This is a genomic window from Pseudarthrobacter sp. DSP2-3-2b1, assembly GCF_049895945.1.
In the GTDB taxonomy this organism is placed as follows: Bacteria; Actinomycetota; Actinomycetes; order Actinomycetales; family Micrococcaceae; genus Arthrobacter.
In genome coordinates this window covers 34859-50590 of record NZ_JAFCTI010000009.1, presented here as the reverse complement: position 1 = coordinate 50590, position 15732 = coordinate 34859, and the positions used below count along the sequence as shown (strand labels likewise).

Sequence of the window (15732 nt, the reverse complement as noted above, 5' to 3'; positions counted from 1 at the left end):
ATGACCATCCACCCCGAGATCGGCAAGATCCTGGCAACCCTGCCGGCCCCGCCACCGGGACCCCTGAACCCCGCGGCCATGCGGGCCGGCGAGGCAGCGCAGGTTGCCCTGCCGGCGGACCGGCTGCCGCTGCATGCAGTGGAGGAGGCCACCGTGGTCACCCCTCACGGCGAGGTGCCGGTGCGCATTTACACGCCGGTGGAAGCGGACGCCTACGGCCTGCTGGTGTACTTCCACGGCGGAGCGTTTTTCCTGGGCAGCCTGGACACCCATGACCACGTGGCCCGTGCCCTCGCCAAGGAGTCCGGCCACAAGGTCATCTCCGTCGGCTACCGCCTGGCCCCCGAGCATGCCTTCCCGGCCGGCCTCGACGACTGCTACGCAGTGGTCCGCTGGGCCGCTGAGCAGGGCGAGAGCCTGGGCTGGGACGGGAAGAACCTCGCCATTGCCGGCGACAGTTCGGGCGGCACCTTCGCGGCCGCCGTCGCTGCCAAAGCGCACGACGACGGCTTCGAGAAGATCACCCATCAGATCCTCTTTTACCCGTCGCTGGACCTGGACTTCGACGTCGACCGTTATGCCTCCCTGCGGGAGAACGCCGAGGGCTACGGGCTGGAGACGGCGGGCCTGGCACCGTTCAACTCGTTCTATCTGGACAGCGGGGCGGACCCGGCTGATCCGCTGGTTTCCCCGATCAAGCGCGGGGACCTCACCGGCTTGCCACCGGCACTGGTCATCACCGCCGAGCACGACCCCCTGCGCGACGAGGGCGAACTGTACGGGCAGCGCCTGAAAGAGGCCGGCGTGGACGCAAGGATCAGCAGGTACTCGGGGGCCAACCACGGCTTTGTCCAGAACTTCTCCTGGATTCCGGATTTCTACCGGCCGTTCCATGAGGTGGCCGGATTCCTGAACGCGCGGGCAGCGAAATGACGACACCGGTCAGCGTCCATCCGCTGGTCTCGCCGTGGGGCCGGTTCGGGCTGTACAGCTTCTACATCGATGCTCCGGAGCCGGCCATCGTGGACACCGGGATCGCGTCCTCGCCTGCCGAGGGCATGGTTCCGGCTTTGGAGGCGATCGGCCGGCGGATCGAGGATGTCCGCTGGATTTTCCTGACCCACGGCCACATCGATCACATCGGCGGGGCGTATGCCCTGTGGGAACTGACCGGGCGGCGCGCCCAGGTGGTGATCCACGAGGCTGATGCACCGATGCTCCGCTCGCGCCGGGCCCACGTGGACGAATACCTGGCCGGACGGGGCCAGTATCTGAACGATCCGGACGGTGAAGCCAAACTGACCGCCGCCACCAATGCGGTCATCTCGGGTGAGATGGAACCGACCATGCTGGTGCGCGGCGGCGAGAAGATCTCCCTCGGCGGCGATGTCACGGTCTCCGTCCATTCCATTCCGGGCCACACCCCGGGCTCGGTGGCCTATGTCATCGACGGGCAGGACGACGTGTTCGTGGGTGACGCCGTGCAGGTCCATGGTGCGGCCAACGGCTTCCCCGGCTTTGTGGACCCGGCCGGCTACCGCTCCAGCCTGCAGTACCTCAGCGATCAAATCCGGCCCCGGCATCTCTACCTGGGGCACCCATACCGGCGGGCAGACGGCACCCCCTACGGCGTCGAGCTCGACGCCGAACAGGCCCGGGAAGCGCTGCAGGGGAGCCTGGAGGTTGAAGCACGCGTCAGCGACGCGGCCTGCGGCTGCCTTGCCGCCGGGCTGCAGGAAACCGATTCGCGGTACTCGCCGTTCGCCCCCGTGGCCGAGGACCTGGGCTACACGGGGGATCCCGGCCTGGAGCCGTCCCCGTTCTTCACCACGCTCCACGGCTACCGCACAGCGTTTGATGACACCACGTTTGACAGCACCACGCTCCACCACACGACCGAGGATGAGGGGTTACGCACCCATGGATGAGTTTCAGTTCTGGAATGCCGGCGGCGAGAAGATCGCCATCCGCAAGGACCTCCGGGTCCCCATGCGCGACGGCGTTCAGCTCGCCGCGGACGCCTACCAGGGCGCCGATGACAAGCCGCGTCCCGCGCTGGTGGCGCTGAGCCCCTACGGCAAGGAGCTGCAGGCCCTCGCGCTGACCACCCCGCCGCAGCGGCGCCCCAGCCCGATGTGGGATGGCTGCATCGAGGCCGGGGACATCGCCAGGATCGTCAAGGAAGACTACGTCCACGTCATCGGCGACCTCCGCGGCTCCGGCCACTCCGGCGGAGAGCACATCGGCAACTACAACGCCGGCGGCGTCTCCCTGGGCCAGGACGCCTACGACTTCATCGAGTGGGTGGCCGCGCAGCCCTGGTGCGACGGGAACGTGGGCATGGTGGGCATCTCCTACTTCGGCTCCATGCAGGTCCTCGCCGCCGCGGAGCGCCCGCCGAGCCTGAAGGCCATTTTCGTCTCCGGCGGCCACTACGACTTCTACGAAACCACCTACCACGGCGGCATCATGTGGTTCATGCCGCGTGCCGCCCGCGAAGGCCGGGGCGGGGACTCCGGCTGGGCCTTCACCGACGGCGTGAAGTCCCGCATGATCGAAAAGTACGCCCCGGAGGAACTCAAGGAGCTCGTGGCCAAGCGCCTGCAGGACCCCGACGTCGCCGCCTGGCCCAACCTGGTCCACGTCCTGCATTACCCGAAGAACCACGAGGCCTGGTTCGACATTGTGATGAACGAGCTCGACGGCGACTGGTACGAGGAGCGCAACCCGATCACTCTTGCCCCGAACATCGAGATCCCGGTGTGGCTGCAGCTGGACCAGGGCCGCGGCTGGACCCTGGACGGCACCATCGACCTGTTCAATGAACTCAAGGGCCCCAAAAAGCTCGACATCGGCCCGTACCCGCCGATGCAATCGCGCCCCTTCATCGAGGAACACGAGAAGATGTTCCGGTGGTACGACTACTGGATCAAGGGCATCGATAACGGCGTCATGGACGAACCGGCCGTCAGTGTCTTCGTGGAAGGTTCCCGCGAGGTGGTCACCGCGGAGGCGTGGCCGCCGAAGGAGATCGACTACACCAGCCTGTACCTGCGCCCGCGCCACAAACTCTCCACCGAACCCGAACCCATGGGTACGGAGTACGCTGCGCCGGACGGTTTCTACCAGGCGCCGCTGACGGTCACGGACAAGGTGGAGATCATCAGCTGGTCCACCCCGGTCTTCGAGGAGGCCACGGAGATGATCGGCACGGGCGCCGCGCACATCTTCGCCGAAATCGACCAGCCGGACACCAACTTCATCCTGCGCCTGTGGGACTACGCCCCCAACGGCAAGCGCCAGCTCATCACGAGCGGCTACCTCAAGGCCTCCCACCGCGAGCTCGACGAGGCCCGGACCGCCGAGGGCAACCCGCGCCACCCGCACACCCGTGCCGTGCCGGTGGAGCCGGGGCAGATTGAGGAGTACGTGCTGCGGCTCTTCCCGTTCGCGAACACGTTTATGCCGGGCCACAAGCTCACGGTGGAACTGTCCAACGACGAGCCACTGGCCGACGAACACAACGCGCTGCTCCCGCCGGACGCGTTCCACCTGCCGGTGGGCCGGCCCGTCACGCACAAGATCTACCGCGACGCCGCGCACCCGTCACGCCTGGTCCTGCCGTTCACCACGCGCAGGGCAGCGGAAGGCTAACGACGGCGGCGCACCGGGGCGGTGCCCTACTGCCCGGCGGTCAGTGCTTCGAGGACCGCCGGTAGGAGGACGTCGTTCCGGCCCCAGACCGGGTCCAGGATTTCCACGTACCAGGAGTCGGCGAGCAGCAGGGCGAGGGTGTCGTTGGTTTCGTCCGCCCAGTCCTGGATCTGTTCTTCGTCCACCGGGTTCTCACTGGAGCCGAGCACGGTGACTACCTCGCCGCCGTCGAGCGTTACCGGGATGGCGGCACTGCTGGACTCGCCCGGCGCGTGTGCCACGGTCACCAGGTCTGACCGGGTGGAGAGGGCCAGGAGATCGGCGGCCGTTTCGGCACTGCAGAACCCGGTGACGTACTGGCGCTGCGCCGTTTCCTCCTCCCGGAGGCCGGGCTGGGACTCCTTGGTGAACAGCCCGTTCCGGTTCAGGGCGGCGAGCCCGGCCGCGATGGGTGCCGTCTCGGCGTCGTACGTGGGGGTGAAGGTGGCCGCCTGGTAGTGGCTCTCGCCCTCGAGCCAGCGCGCCGTCAGTTCGCCGGCCGCCGCCAGGGTGATGGCCTGCCGCCAGGCCCCTTTGTCCACCAGCCGCCTGCCGAACTCGTCAAGGACTTCCGCTTCTGTGGGTTCCATCCTCGGATGCTACGGTGTGCGATCCACGGACTCCAGTGGCGGCGACATACCCGTTAACCTCCGTTTGCCGGGGGCGTGTGCCATATTTGTCCCGTGCTCCCAATATCCGAGATCCGGCGCATCAGCAGGACGGTTGATGAAAGCTGGCGCAGTCCCGAAGCCGATGCCGTGGCCAGCGGCTGGAGTTATCCCGCTGGCGCCGCGCTGGCCGGCCTTCACGCCTCCGGAGACGCGCCTGCGGGCGTACCCAACGGGCAGGAAACCGCGCCTGACGGGTTTCGCGACCGGCGGCTGGCCCGGGCCATGCGGGAGGTCGCGGAAGAAGTGGCGGGCCTGGACTCCGGCCAGCATTCACGGGGTATCTGGCATGGCGATTTTGAACTGGACAACATCCGGTTTGGACCCAGGGGAGTGACGTTCTTCGACACCGATGAAGCGCACAAGGGCTGGTTCGCCGGTGATGTGGCCCTTGCCGTCCGGGACCTGACCGGAACAACGCTGGGCTCCCGCGAGCATCCCGGTCTGTTGGCGGCGTTCCTTGCGGGCTACCGCAGCCGCCGCCCGTTCACTGCTGCGGAGGAAGCCAGCTTGCCGCTGCATTCGTTGGCCGCTTCCGCGCGGCTGATCCGGCAACTGGATAGCGTTGTGGATGTGGAGGACGATGGACAGGCTCAATGGGTCCGGGAACTGGCTGCTTCACTGCGGGAACATCAGGAGTGGCACCGGGAGCGCCTGCGGCAGCACCGTACCTGAGCTGGCTGCCCTTTATTCCGCAGCTTATTCTGCGGACGCGGGAATTCCCGCTGCCTGTTCGGCGGCGCTGAGGGCAAGGCCAAGGCGTACGACGGCGGGAGCGTACCCTTGGTGCCGGGCGTTCCGAAGCTGATCTGCCTCCCGCATTGCCCGGACAAGTGCCGCTGTTTGCGGGCGCCGGACGTCGGTCATGGCCGGGTAGTCGATGCAGTACGCGGGATCCAGTTCGTAGCGGCTCCAGCGGGCCAGCAGCGTGTCGTGTTCGGCCTGTGCCGCCGTGTAGACGGGCTGGTCCAGCCGGCGCTGCCTTCGCGCTGATTGCCAGGCCATGATTCTTGGTGTGCTCCGGTAGGCTGCCACGCCGGTTGCCGCGGCCAGGGCAGTGAGGACCACCCCGGACCAGGGCGACGCCAGCGTAGGGATGAGGAGCGCCGGGAGTGCCACCGCTGATCCCATGAAGACGTCCCAGAACACGGTGTCGGCGGCCTCGCGGTCCGGGTCCGGCGTCGAATGGCGGCGGACAGCAAAGACGGTGGCGGCAACCGCGCACACCAGCACTGCCCCGCAGAACAACAGCTGGAACGCTCCGGAAAGGATGGATTCTGCTACTGCCGGCACCGCGGCACCTCCCAGCGTCAGGCCCGGCCCAGGATTCCGGGTTGCTTCTTCCATTCCAGCCCCTACGGGCGGCCGGGTCAATGGGCAGGCTGTACCGGGGGTGTCGTTTTCAGAAGTCGTCTGCACCACTTCATGCGGAAGTATTGCCCGAGTGCACGGGACTATTGACATCCGTTTGTCAGAAGTCATCTGCACTGTCGGCATTTCCATCAGAAGTTGCCTGCACTAGCCTGAATTATGGTCAAGAGTCGTCTGCACCGTCCGCGCCAGCCATGACAGCGGATGACCCGCAGATCTTGGAACGGGGCCTGCTGGGCATGTCGGATGAGGCGTGGGAGCGCCTGCGCCGGCAGGACGAGGTCATTGCGCCTTTGGCGGCCATGGCCACGGTCACCCACGCGGCGGCGGACAGCGCGGCCGAAGAGTTGGGATTGTCGAGACGGCAGGTCTACACCCTGATCGGCCGGCGCCGAAAGGGCACGGGTCTGCTGACGGACCTGGCCCCGGGCCGGTCCGCCGGCGGCCGGGGAGGCGGGCGCCTGCCGGAGCCTGTGGAGGCCGTAATTCGTGAAGTCGTCCGGAAGACTTACCTGACGAAGCAAAAGCCGTCCCTGGCGGTTGTGCACCGCCAAATTGTGCGCGAATGCAAGACGCTGGGGTTGGCCGTGCCGGCAAGGAATACTGTCGCCCACCGGATCGAGGCGCTGCACCCGGTGGAAGTCAGGCGCAGGCGTGAGGGCAGCGAGGCCGCCCGGCCTCTGCAGTCGGCCGGCGGAAAGGTGCCGGACATCGTGGCCCCGTTGGACCAGGTCCAGATCGACCACACCGTGATTGACCTGATCATCGTCGATGACCGGGACCGGCAGCCCATCGGCCGGCCCTACCTGACGGTGGCCATCGATGTTTACAGCCGGGGCATTCTGGGAATGGTCGTGACCCTGGAGGCACCGTCTGCGGTGTCGGTTGGCTTGTGCATCGCGCACATGGCATGTGACAAGCGGCCCTGGCTGGAAGCCCTGGGCGTGGACGCGGCCTGGCCGATGAGCGGCAAACCCCGCGCACTCTATTTAGACAACGCTTCGGAATTTAAGAGCGAGGCGTTGCGCCGCGGTTGCGAGCAGCACGGTATCAATCTCAATTACCGGCCACTTGGGCGCCCGCACTACGGCGGCATAGTGGAGCGCATCGTCGGAACGGTGATGCAGCGGGTCCATGAACTTCCCGGGACGACTTTCTCGAACCCGGGACAGCGGAGCGGTTACGATGCCGACAAAATGTCCGCCCTGACCTTGACGGAGCTGGAACGCTGGCTGGCCTTGGCTGTCGCCGGCTACCACGGCAGCATCCACGGATCCCTGAACCAGACACCCGCCGGACGCTGGGACGAGGGCGTGAAAGAGTTCGGTGCGCAGCCTGTCGTTGCGCATCCCGCCGCGTTTCTCATCGATTTCCTGCCGGTCATCCGGCGCCGAATCACCCGCACCGGTTTCGTCATCGACCATGTCCACTACTTCGCGAACGTGCTAAAACCCTGGATCGCACGGCGGGACCGGGAGGAAAAATTCATCATCCGGCGGGATCCGCGGGACATCAGCAGGGTCTGGGTGCTGGAACCGGAAGGAACGGCCTATGTGGAAGTCCCCTACCGCACCGTTTCCCACCCGGCGGTGACGTTGTGGGAACACCGGCAGGCGCTGGCGCGGCTCCGTCAACAGGGACATGACCAGGTCAACGAGGAAGCACTGTTCCGCATGATGGATCAGATGCGCGAGATCACCGCCACGGCCCAAAAAGAAACCCGCAGATCACGCCGGGACCTGCAACGGCGGCGCCACCTCCAGGCCTCCGGACCCGTGAAGAACCCGTCGGCTCCACCTGATGAAATGCTCCCGCCCACAAATGACGAGGCGGCAGCCCGTCCTTTTGACGAGGTCGAGCAGTGGTGAACATCGATGACTACCCGCCGCCGGATCTGTCCCATCTCCAGCCCTGGGCGCAGGCTATGGCGCGCCTGCCGGCGGAGGAACGGATCCGGCGCATTCGGGCGGACCGCTGGATCGGCTACCCCCGGGCCGTGCAGACTCTCACCCGGCTCGAGACACTCTATGACTGGCCCGGCAAACAACGCATGCCTAACCTCCTGCTGATCGGACCGACCAACAACGGCAAGTCCATGATCATTGAACGGTTCCACCGCCAGCACCCGGCACACTCCACCGCGGACCAGGAACACATCCCAGTGCTGTGTGTCCAAATGCCCTCCGAACCGTCCGTCCCGCGGTTCTACACGGCCGTCCTCGCCGCGCTCGGTGCGCCCCCGGGACCGCGCCGGCGCGTAGCTGACCTGGAACAGCTCACCCTCGCTGTGCTGCGGCGCGTCGGTGTGCGGATCCTGGTGATTGACGAACTGCATAATGTGCTGGCCGGCCGTGCCGATGTCCGGCGCGAATTCCTGAATCTGCTGCGCTTCCTGGGAAACGAGCTGCGGATCCCGCTGGTGGGGGTCGGGACCCGTGAGGCCTATCTTGCAATCCGCTCCGATGACCAGCTCGAAAACCGGTTTGAGCCCGTGACGCTGCCCTTGTGGGAAGCCGATGCCGACCTGTTATCTCTTCTGGCCAGCTTCGGCTCCTCCTTCCCGCTGCGTACGCGCTCGAATCTGGCGACCGATGACATGGCCCGCTACCTCCTGACCCGCAGCGAGGGCACTATCGGGGAGCTCACATCGCTCCTGACCGAAGCCGCAGTAGCCGCAGTGGACAGCGGCGAAGAAGCCATCAACCACCGGACGCTGACCCTGGCTGAATATGACGGTCCCAGCGTCCGGCGCCGGAAGTTCGAACGCGAACTCAGATGAGACCGCCGGAACGCTGGCCCCTGCACCCGGCGCCGGCAGAAACGGAATCGTTGTCCTCCTGGCTGCGGCGGATTGCCGCCAGCTACGGCATGTACTCCTCCGAGCTGCTCGAACACGGCCTCGGCCACCGGGAACTCAGCGACCCCGAGCTGGATCTGAACCCGCCGAGGGACCTGCTCGAAGAGCTCGCCAAGCGCACCGGCCTTGACCAACACCGCGTAAACGCCATGACAATGGCCGGATGGGTGCCATGGCTCTTCGACTGCCTCGACCCTGCCCCCGGCGCTTACGAAACCTATGTGCACCAGCTCTCGGTACTCCTGCCGCCCAAGCGGCGCACTATCTACACCCCGCGGAAGTGGCTGCCATGGCTGTCGGAAACCGGGATGCGGCGGGGCTGCCCGGACTGCCTGGAATCCAGCCCGACGCTACTGCTCTTCTGGCAATTGCCGCTCATGGCCAGCTGCCAGGTACACGGGCGCCGGGTCGAAACCTACGAAGGACGCCCGCCTGACTACATCCTGTGGGCAACTCCCGCCCATGACCAGCGGCCCCTGCCGGAGCCGTTGTCCCTCATGGACCGGCGCACATGGCAGGCGATAACCACCGGATCCGTTGACTTGCCCCGGTATCCGGTTCACGCCGGCACCTGGTTCCGGCTGCTGCGGACTCTCCTGGACGAACTCACCACAGCCCAGGGACGATATGGCCGGCAACTGGAGGACGTGCGCCGTGTCTGGGAACACTGCGGTCACCCGTTCCGGGCCGGCCTGCATTCGTGGCAACCGTTCGAGACCCTCCACTGGACCGCCCAGCAGCAGCTGCTCGAAGCAGCTGCCGCCGCGATGGAAATGATCGAAGCCGGCTCAGTGACCGCCCTGGGCACTTCCGCACACCTCTTCAGGCCCGAACCAAACCCCCGGATCAGCGACGGAACCCCGCCTGGCACACTGACAGCAAGCGCCGGCGCTCAAGAAAGACCGACCCTCGATGAGCTCTTGAAACAGGCAGCCGACGCACTGGACGCCTGCATCGCAGCAGCCAAAGAAGACCCGGTCGTCGCGCAGCACCTCTTCGACTTCGCACGGTACGGATGCCGCAGTGACCAATCCCTGCGCGGCCTCCGGCAAACCTTCGCCGAGCTTCAGATACCCCTCGACTTTCTGTCACAAACAGAGAACCAATCACCCTTTGCCTGACTTAGAATAAATAACGGGTTAAGTGACATATTTTGCATTGGCACTGATTTGCAATCCCAGTGTCACTTAAACGAACGTATAAATGACAGAGGGGAAACTGCTGTGCTGGTTGGATACACGCGCGTCTCAAAGGCCGACGGGTCCCAGACCACGGACCTGCAGCGCGACGCCCTCCTGGCCGCCGGCGTAGGCACAGACTCCATCTACGAAGACCGGGCCTCGGGGAAGAAGGATGACAGGCCGGAGCTGGCTGCCTGCCTTAAAGCCCTGCGCCACGCCGACACCTTGGTCGTCTGGAAGCTGGACCGGATCGGCCGGGACCTCCGCCACCTGGTCAACATCGTCCACGACTTGACTGAGCGGGGCATCGGCCTGAAGGTCCTGACTGGCCAGGGCGCAGCGATCGATACCACCACCGCTTCCGGCAAGCTCGTGTTCGGGATATTCGCCGCCCTCGCAGAGTTCGAACGCGAACTGATCTCAGAACGCACGCTCGCGGGCTTGGCCTCCGCCCGTGCCCGCGGACGAATGGGCGGACGCCCCTACAAGATGACCCCGTCCAAGCTCCGGCTCGCCATGGCCTCCATGGGCGAGCCGGACACCAAAGTCAGCGACCTCTGCACCGAACTCGGCATCAGCCGCCAGACCCTCTACCGGCACGTCTCACCCACCGGTGCACTGCGTCCCGACGGCCGGAAGTTGCTGTCACGCTAGCCATTGTCCCCGTTTCGTTTGGGGATCGTTTAGGGACAGTGTCTGAAAAGTTCTCGAAGTTTTTCTGAACTTATGTAACCTTTTTGATGTTCCCGGACAATACAGGGCATGGGGAACGTTGAATCTGACGATGGTGTTTTGTGGTTGCGCAGCCTCCAGGGCGAGGGTGACGCTTTTGGGGTGTTGTTCGATAGGCACCGTGATCGCGTTTTCCGCCATGCGTACCGGTTGTGCGCTGACCGCCATGATGCCGAGGACATCATGGCGACAGCGTTCCTTGAACTCTGGCGGAAGCGGCCGACGGTGCGGCTGGTGGAGAACTCAGTTCTTCCGTGGCTACTCGTGACCACGACCAACGTGGCCCGCAACAGCGGTCGGGCAGCGTCCCGCTACCGCAACCTCCTCAATAATCTCCCTCGCGCAGGGTATGCGGCCGACGATGATGCGGCATCGCCTTTCTCGCAGGATGCCTTGGACAAGGATGTGTCCCGGGCCCTTGGCAGCCTGAATGCGGCTGACCTGCAACTGGTGAGCTTGGTGGTGTTTGAGGAGTACACGCTTGCTGCCGCTGCGGTGGTCCTCAACCTCACGCCTGGCGCTGCCAAGACCAGGATGCATCGTGCGCGTCAGCGTATGAAAGCTGCAATACATGAGGCCGCCGAAACGGCCCCGTCCCGGGTACTGGAAGGAGAGTGGTCATGAATCAGCTTCGAGTCGATGATCAGTTCAGCAAAGCCCTGCGAGCTGAGCTGGTTACGCGAGTGCAAAAGGCGTCGCCTGCCCGTAGACGCAAGCGGGCCCGGTTGTGGCTTGGGGCTGGTGCCCTGGCGGGTGCCGGAATCCTGGGTGGCGTTGGTGCGACGGCTGCCGGATTATTCGTAACCCCCGGAGGCCAGCAGGTCACGCCATTGTCCTCGCCCTTTGCTGGAACATATGAGGGAACAGCAACGGTCGAGCTCGGTGAGCCGCCCGAGGGCACTACGGGTATTGAGATCGAACTCACCTGCCTGACGCCTGGAATTCTCAAGATTGGCGAACGCGGGGCAAGTACGTCCTGCACCATGGCCGATCTCGCCTCAGGCCCGCATACCACCTGGGGCATCAGCCCGTGGGCCCCGGGGCAAGATACCTTGACGATCACAACTGGTGCGGAAACGCGCTGGAAACTCACGGCTAAGTACGTGAACCAGGAAACAACGGATTGGGCTTTGAACGCCGACGGCAACTCCTATGGCATGCAAAACGAAAACGGAGCACCCGACATGATTTCCGTCGTTGCGACCAATGGGACACGCGGATATGTCTACAGAACAGAACTGGAGGAGGCCGACGGGACGGCGGCGATCAAGACGTTCAGGAGCCCGGAAGAGGCACTGGCGTGGCAGGAGGCTCGCGGTAACGAAGCCATCGCGATCCCCGTTTACGACGTAACGGGCAAGACAGTCATTGGCGAATTCGTCATTGGCTCTGGGCAAGAGGAAATCACGGACAGCGCGGTCCCGCCAGGTAGTGCCGGCCAATAGAGGAATCACTTGCCCGTTTGAGTAACGTTCATAGATTGAAGGGCAGAGTGGCGTAGGGTGAAGCACCTGGTGTTCACCAACACTGGGGATCAGCCACACGGCGGATCCCCAGACAGGCCGAGATGCTGGCCCAGTTCGGACAACCCGTGCCCAGTGTGTAGACGTCTGCACGCTGGCCGACCCGCCGTACTTACGCTGCACCGGCTTCACGTGCATGCTCCTTAGCCGCAGCCAACGGCCATCGCACCAGACGGCCGTCCCGTTGATCTGTTCAAGCTCGAACAGCACGCCCTATTCCGGGCCAACGATTCCTCCATCCGGGAAATCACCGCCAAGAAAGGTCAGAAACGCACCCCTCTGTATAGGCGCGTGCCGACCCCAGCCCTTTTGGTTCAAAAGGTTCGCGTTGATGTCAAGTAGCCAGCGGGCCGCCTGCCATGTTGAATGGGCAGCTGCGGTCTTCCCTCCTCCATGCTCGGATCAGATCGGCCAGAACTCAGCAACGAAAAGCTGACCACCTCCTTTGGCGGAACGCGTTTTGGGAGGTGGTCAGGTCAGCTCAGGTCTAGTGTTTCAGCTACTTCACGGGACCTTCAACTGCGCCGTTGCTTGTGAAGACGAACTGGCCGATCTTCGTGACGCCTTCAACATCGTAAACGGGGACAGTGACTGCCCCGCTGCCCCGGCTCTCCTGCCATTTCAGTGCTTCTGCCGGGGACTTGAACAGTGATGGATCACCTGTCGCAATCTTGCGTTCGCTGTTCTTGATGTACCCAACCTGACCATTGGTTGCAACGGCCCGAATCAACTCGGGCTCCGCACTCTGACCATTGGCCACAACCGGCACGCCGTAGGTTTGTCCGGCGGCATTCTTCTCAAAGCCCGGGTTTCCGTCGAACTTGTCAGCGGTGACTGCTGGGTTCCCGGAAAGAGCTGGCGGCGCAGAAGGTGTCGTCGCAGTCGCTACTCCGACACCGATTCCCCCCAGAAGAAGGGCCCCAACCACCGCCGGAAGTACTTTTCTTTTAGTCCACATGCGATTCATCATTCCCCCTAATGCCTACGGATTCTGGATTCTGGTTGAGAAAGTGCCGTATTGGTTATAATAACCTCCGCTGTTCCATGCCCAAGAGTCTCCTTGGCTGTAAAAGTACTTCCATCCACTAAAGGAATACCCGGCGCTGTATCCGGTCGCCTGGCCGGGGCAGAGAGTCGAGCCTGAGTAATAGACGACGCTCTCCGAAACCAGGGCCGCAGCACTACCGGTAGCGTCGCTGTTGAAGACCTTTCCCCTGACGGCAATTGATCCCGCTGTCACGCAGTGACTGTCTGGACCGCTATGAGTCGCGCCTAATGCGTAGTTGCTACTGACGTTGATTGTCGCCTGATTCCAGTAGTTAATCCCGCTGACGTTGTAGACACCGCGATCACCAGGAGAATACCCAGCATGTGCAGCAGTCGGCATAGCCGCCAAACCGACAGCAAAGCAGGCAGCAGTTAAGGACCTTTTCAATAAACGCATTTAACCCCCAAATTGATTGTGTCAACGTGATCGGAGCCCACTAGGACGGCCCGAACGGTACCCACCCGTCGGACGCCCGGGGATGATGTTGTGAGGGTGTCTAGGGGTTCTTGGCGTGGTTTCTGGGTCTGTGAAAACACTGCCGCGGGTTGGGACGATACCCGGGGTCCCGGTTGTTGGAAGCTGGCGTCTGGCGGAGTAGTGCGTCAGAGGTAGCTGCAGATTTGTTCGGGATCGCAGCTTGCGTCGGTCCCGGACGCGGCAGTGGCGTGAAGGCCGGCGACGATGGATCGCAGCGCCATTAGTTCAGAAATCTGGTGGTCCAGTTCGGCCAGCTGGTTGGAGAGAAGGTCTTGGACGTGGGCGCAGGGGGCTTCTCCGGCGTCACGGAGGCTAAGAATTTCGCGTATTTGGGTCAGGGCGAGGCCTGCGGCCCGTCCGCGGCGGATGAATTCGAGCCTGGCCACGGAGTCGTCATGGTAGTCCCGGTAGCCGTTAGAGGATCTTTTCGCTGCCGGGAGAAGCCCGCTGTCCTCGTAGAAACGCAGCGTCTTGGTTGTCATCCCTGCCGCTGCCGCGGCCTCACCGATACGCATCATGAACTCATTTCTTAGCAGGCGGCCAGGACGGCGATTCCTTGACATTCCAGTGTAGGGGAAGGTTGAGAATGGGATGCAGAGCTGGTCTTCGGTTGAAGGCTGCACATGGCGGTCGGTTGAGCAACAGGTGTGCTGGCGGCTGCTTCCCTTCCATCTTCAGGAGTCCCTCGTGTCGGCAGCATCTTTCGATTATGACCTGGCCATTATCGGTTCCGGCGGGGCTGCTTTCGCTGCGGCCATCCGGGCAACCAGCCGTGGCAAGCGGGTGTTGATGGTGGAGCGCAGCACTGTGGGAGGCACGTGCGTGAACACGGGCTGCATCCCGTCCAAGGCCCTGCTGGCCGCCGCGGAAGCCCGCCATGTCGCCCTCGATGCTTCCGGACGGTTCCCCGGTATCAGCACCTCCGCAGAGCCGGTGGATATGCCCGAACTGGTCGCCGGGAAGCGCTCACTGGTCGAATCCATGCGGTCAGAGAAGTATGTGGATCTCGCCGCGGGCTATGGATGGAACCTGCAGCGGGGGACGGCGGTGTTCGCCGGAACCGCAGCCGCACCGGTTTTGAACATCACCGCCCCGGGCGGAACCACCGAGACAGTCAGCGCGGAACACTACCTGGTCGCGACCGGCTCCACCCCCTGGATCCCTGAAGTGCCGGGAATGGACGAGGTGGATTATCTGACGTCCACGAGTGCGATGGAGCTGCAGGACGTTCCCGCTTCGATGCTGGTGGTGGGCGGCGGGTATGTGGCGCTGGAGCAGGCGCAGCTTTTCGCCCGGCTCGGCACGGAGGTGACCATCCTGGTCCGGTCCAAGCTCGCCTCGGCCGAAGAGCCTGAAGCCGGGCATGCCCTCGCCGGTGTCTTCGCCGATGAGGGCATCCGGGTCGTCCGTCGAGCGACAGCGTCCTCGGTCCGGACCGATGAGGTGTCGGGGGACGTGGTCGTGGATGCTTCCGTCTCAGGAGGAAACGAGGAATTCAGGGCCGCGCGCCTGCTCATGGCAACAGGCCGGCGCCCGGTCACGGAGGATTTGAACCTTTGCATGGTCGGCGTTGAAACCGGGGACCGCGGGGAAGTCCTGGTCGACGGGAGCCTTCGCAGTACTAATCCGAGGATCTGGGCCGCGGGTGATGTGACGGGTCACCCGGAGTTCGTTTATGTCGCCGCCGCGCACGGGGCCCTGATGGTGGAGAACGCCTTTGAGGGTGCCGGGCGTGAGGTCGATTACCGGCACCTGCCCCGGGTCACGTTTACCAGCCCTGCCCTGGCCGCTGTCGGGATGACGGACAAGGAAGCGAACCAGGCAGGGATCCGGTGCATGTGCCGGGTTCTGCCGCTCAAATTTATCCCTCGCGCGCTGGTGAACCGTGATACCCGCGGCTTCATCAAGATCGTTGCCGACGCGGACACGGGTCGGATTGTAGGGATCACTGTCGTGGGTAAGGACGCCGGGGACATCGCCGCCGCAGGGATTTACATTCTGGAGGCCGGGATGACCGTTGATCAGGTCGCGAATCTCTGGAGCCCCTATCTGACCATGGCCGAAGGCATCAAGATAGCAGCCCAGTCCTTCACTACTGACGTCTCCAAACTGTCCTGTTGCGCGGCATGAAGTGGTCAACGACAACCTATGTGTTCGTGGGGCGGGCGGCCGCGGCTACCTT

Annotated in this window: 15 protein-coding genes; 11 read left to right on the top strand and 4 right to left on the bottom strand. The window is 64.2% G+C overall.

What is annotated here, in order from left to right; translation table 11 throughout:
• The 3 genes from ACP7AX_RS12395 to ACP7AX_RS12385 are packed head-to-tail and all read left to right on the top strand — an operon-like array spanning nucleotide 1 to nucleotide 3654.
• Nucleotides 1-933, top strand: coding sequence for an alpha/beta hydrolase (locus ACP7AX_RS12395; protein ID WP_426226713.1), 933 nt, complete (start codon nucleotides 1-3; stop codon nucleotides 931-933).
• Nucleotides 930-1928 (top strand): MBL fold metallo-hydrolase, encoded by a 999-nt coding sequence (locus ACP7AX_RS12390; RefSeq protein WP_426226712.1) that lies wholly within the window; start codon nucleotides 930-932, stop codon nucleotides 1926-1928. The genes ACP7AX_RS12395 and ACP7AX_RS12390 overlap by 4 nt, the downstream gene beginning before the upstream one ends.
• Nucleotides 1921-3654: a CocE/NonD family hydrolase gene (locus ACP7AX_RS12385; protein ID WP_426226711.1), complete on the top strand. Its 1734-nt coding sequence runs from the start codon at nucleotides 1921-1923 to the stop codon at nucleotides 3652-3654. Before ACP7AX_RS12390 ends, ACP7AX_RS12385 begins: the two co-directional genes overlap by 8 nt.
• Nucleotides 3655-3680: 26 nt before the next feature.
• Here the strand turns inward: ACP7AX_RS12385 and ACP7AX_RS12380 are convergent, their stop codons facing one another.
• On the bottom strand, nucleotides 3681-4283 hold the full coding sequence (locus ACP7AX_RS12380) for a DUF6919 domain-containing protein (RefSeq protein WP_426226710.1): 603 nt from the start codon (nucleotides 4281-4283) through the stop codon (nucleotides 3681-3683).
• A 93-nt stretch (nucleotides 4284-4376) separates the two neighbouring features.
• Between ACP7AX_RS12380 and ACP7AX_RS12375 the strand changes: the two genes are divergently transcribed.
• Entirely contained in the window at nucleotides 4377-5036 is a 660-nt protein-coding gene (locus tag ACP7AX_RS12375) for a phosphotransferase enzyme family protein (protein ID WP_426226709.1), read from the top strand.
• Nucleotides 5037-5060: 24 nt separating this feature from the next.
• On the opposite strand, the gene ACP7AX_RS12370 is transcribed toward ACP7AX_RS12375, so the two are convergent.
• Nucleotides 5061-5708, bottom strand: coding sequence for a hypothetical protein (locus ACP7AX_RS12370; protein WP_426226708.1), 648 nt, complete (start codon nucleotides 5706-5708; stop codon nucleotides 5061-5063).
• A 218-nt stretch (nucleotides 5709-5926) separates the two neighbouring features.
• Here ACP7AX_RS12370 and ACP7AX_RS12365 point away from each other — a divergent pair, with 218 nt between their 5' ends.
• The 6 genes from ACP7AX_RS12365 to ACP7AX_RS12340 all read left to right on the top strand — a co-directional run bounded on the left by ACP7AX_RS12365 (nucleotide 5927) and on the right by ACP7AX_RS12340 (nucleotide 11947).
• Nucleotides 5927-7600: a Mu transposase C-terminal domain-containing protein gene (locus ACP7AX_RS12365; RefSeq protein ID WP_131685160.1), complete on the top strand. Its 1674-nt coding sequence runs from the start codon at nucleotides 5927-5929 to the stop codon at nucleotides 7598-7600.
• Complete coding sequence (locus ACP7AX_RS12360) at nucleotides 7594-8511, top strand: TniB family NTP-binding protein (protein WP_426226707.1); 918 nt, start codon at nucleotides 7594-7596, stop codon at nucleotides 8509-8511. Before ACP7AX_RS12365 ends, ACP7AX_RS12360 begins: the two co-directional genes overlap by 7 nt.
• Nucleotides 8508-9710, top strand: a complete 1203-nt coding sequence (locus ACP7AX_RS12355; RefSeq protein ID WP_131685161.1) for a TniQ family protein — start codon at nucleotides 8508-8510, stop codon at nucleotides 9708-9710. The genes ACP7AX_RS12360 and ACP7AX_RS12355 overlap by 4 nt, the downstream gene beginning before the upstream one ends.
• 102 nt (nucleotides 9711-9812) lie before the next feature.
• Complete coding sequence (locus tag ACP7AX_RS12350; protein WP_131685162.1) at nucleotides 9813-10424, top strand: recombinase family protein; 612 nt, start codon at nucleotides 9813-9815, stop codon at nucleotides 10422-10424.
• 108 nt (nucleotides 10425-10532) lie between these two features.
• Nucleotides 10533-11126: a sigma-70 family RNA polymerase sigma factor gene (locus ACP7AX_RS12345; protein WP_131685163.1), complete on the top strand. Its 594-nt coding sequence runs from the start codon at nucleotides 10533-10535 to the stop codon at nucleotides 11124-11126.
• Complete coding sequence (locus ACP7AX_RS12340; RefSeq protein ID WP_131685164.1) at nucleotides 11123-11947, top strand: peptidase M56 family protein; 825 nt, start codon at nucleotides 11123-11125, stop codon at nucleotides 11945-11947. Before ACP7AX_RS12345 ends, ACP7AX_RS12340 begins: the two co-directional genes overlap by 4 nt.
• 577 nt (nucleotides 11948-12524) lie before the next feature.
• On the opposite strand, the gene ACP7AX_RS12335 is transcribed toward ACP7AX_RS12340, so the two are convergent.
• Both ACP7AX_RS12335 and ACP7AX_RS12330 read right to left on the bottom strand, forming a co-directional pair.
• Complete coding sequence (locus ACP7AX_RS12335) at nucleotides 12525-12992, bottom strand: hypothetical protein (RefSeq protein ID WP_426226706.1); 468 nt, start codon at nucleotides 12990-12992, stop codon at nucleotides 12525-12527.
• A 683-nt stretch (nucleotides 12993-13675) separates the two neighbouring features.
• A complete protein-coding gene (locus tag ACP7AX_RS12330; RefSeq protein ID WP_031216440.1) occupies nucleotides 13676-14065 on the bottom strand; it encodes a heavy metal-responsive transcriptional regulator in 390 nt (129 codons plus the stop codon).
• A gap of 172 nt (nucleotides 14066-14237) precedes the next feature.
• On the opposite strand from ACP7AX_RS12330, the gene merA reads away from it, so the two are divergent.
• Nucleotides 14238-15680 (top strand): mercury(II) reductase, encoded by a 1443-nt coding sequence (gene merA / locus ACP7AX_RS12325; RefSeq protein WP_011691634.1) that lies wholly within the window; start codon nucleotides 14238-14240, stop codon nucleotides 15678-15680.
• Nucleotides 15681-15732: the final 52 nt, after the last annotated feature.

What these genes read in the sequence shown, in the direction of transcription:
- ACP7AX_RS12395 (WP_426226713.1), top strand. Translation starts at nt 1, where the DNA reads ATGACCATCCACCCCGAGATCGGCAAGATCCTGGCAACCCTGCCGGCC.
- ACP7AX_RS12390 (WP_426226712.1), top strand. Translation starts at nt 930, where the DNA reads ATGACGACACCGGTCAGCGTCCATCCGCTGGTCTCGCCGTGGGGCCGG.
- ACP7AX_RS12385 (WP_426226711.1), top strand. Translation starts at nt 1,921, where the DNA reads ATGGATGAGTTTCAGTTCTGGAATGCCGGCGGCGAGAAGATCGCCATC.
- ACP7AX_RS12380 (WP_426226710.1), bottom strand. Translation starts at nt 4,283, where the DNA reads ATGGAACCCACAGAAGCGGAAGTCCTTGACGAGTTCGGCAGGCGGCTG.
- ACP7AX_RS12370 (WP_426226708.1), bottom strand. Translation starts at nt 5,708, where the DNA reads ATGGAAGAAGCAACCCGGAATCCTGGGCCGGGCCTGACGCTGGGAGGT.
- ACP7AX_RS12365 (WP_131685160.1), top strand. Translation starts at nt 5,927, where the DNA reads ATGACAGCGGATGACCCGCAGATCTTGGAACGGGGCCTGCTGGGCATG.
- ACP7AX_RS12355 (WP_131685161.1), top strand. Translation starts at nt 8,508, where the DNA reads ATGAGACCGCCGGAACGCTGGCCCCTGCACCCGGCGCCGGCAGAAACG.
- ACP7AX_RS12345 (WP_131685163.1), top strand. Translation starts at nt 10,533, where the DNA reads ATGGGGAACGTTGAATCTGACGATGGTGTTTTGTGGTTGCGCAGCCTC.
- ACP7AX_RS12340 (WP_131685164.1), top strand. Translation starts at nt 11,123, where the DNA reads ATGAATCAGCTTCGAGTCGATGATCAGTTCAGCAAAGCCCTGCGAGCT.
- ACP7AX_RS12335 (WP_426226706.1), bottom strand. Translation starts at nt 12,992, where the DNA reads ATGAATCGCATGTGGACTAAAAGAAAAGTACTTCCGGCGGTGGTTGGG.
- ACP7AX_RS12330 (WP_031216440.1), bottom strand. Translation starts at nt 14,065, where the DNA reads ATGCGTATCGGTGAGGCCGCGGCAGCGGCAGGGATGACAACCAAGACG.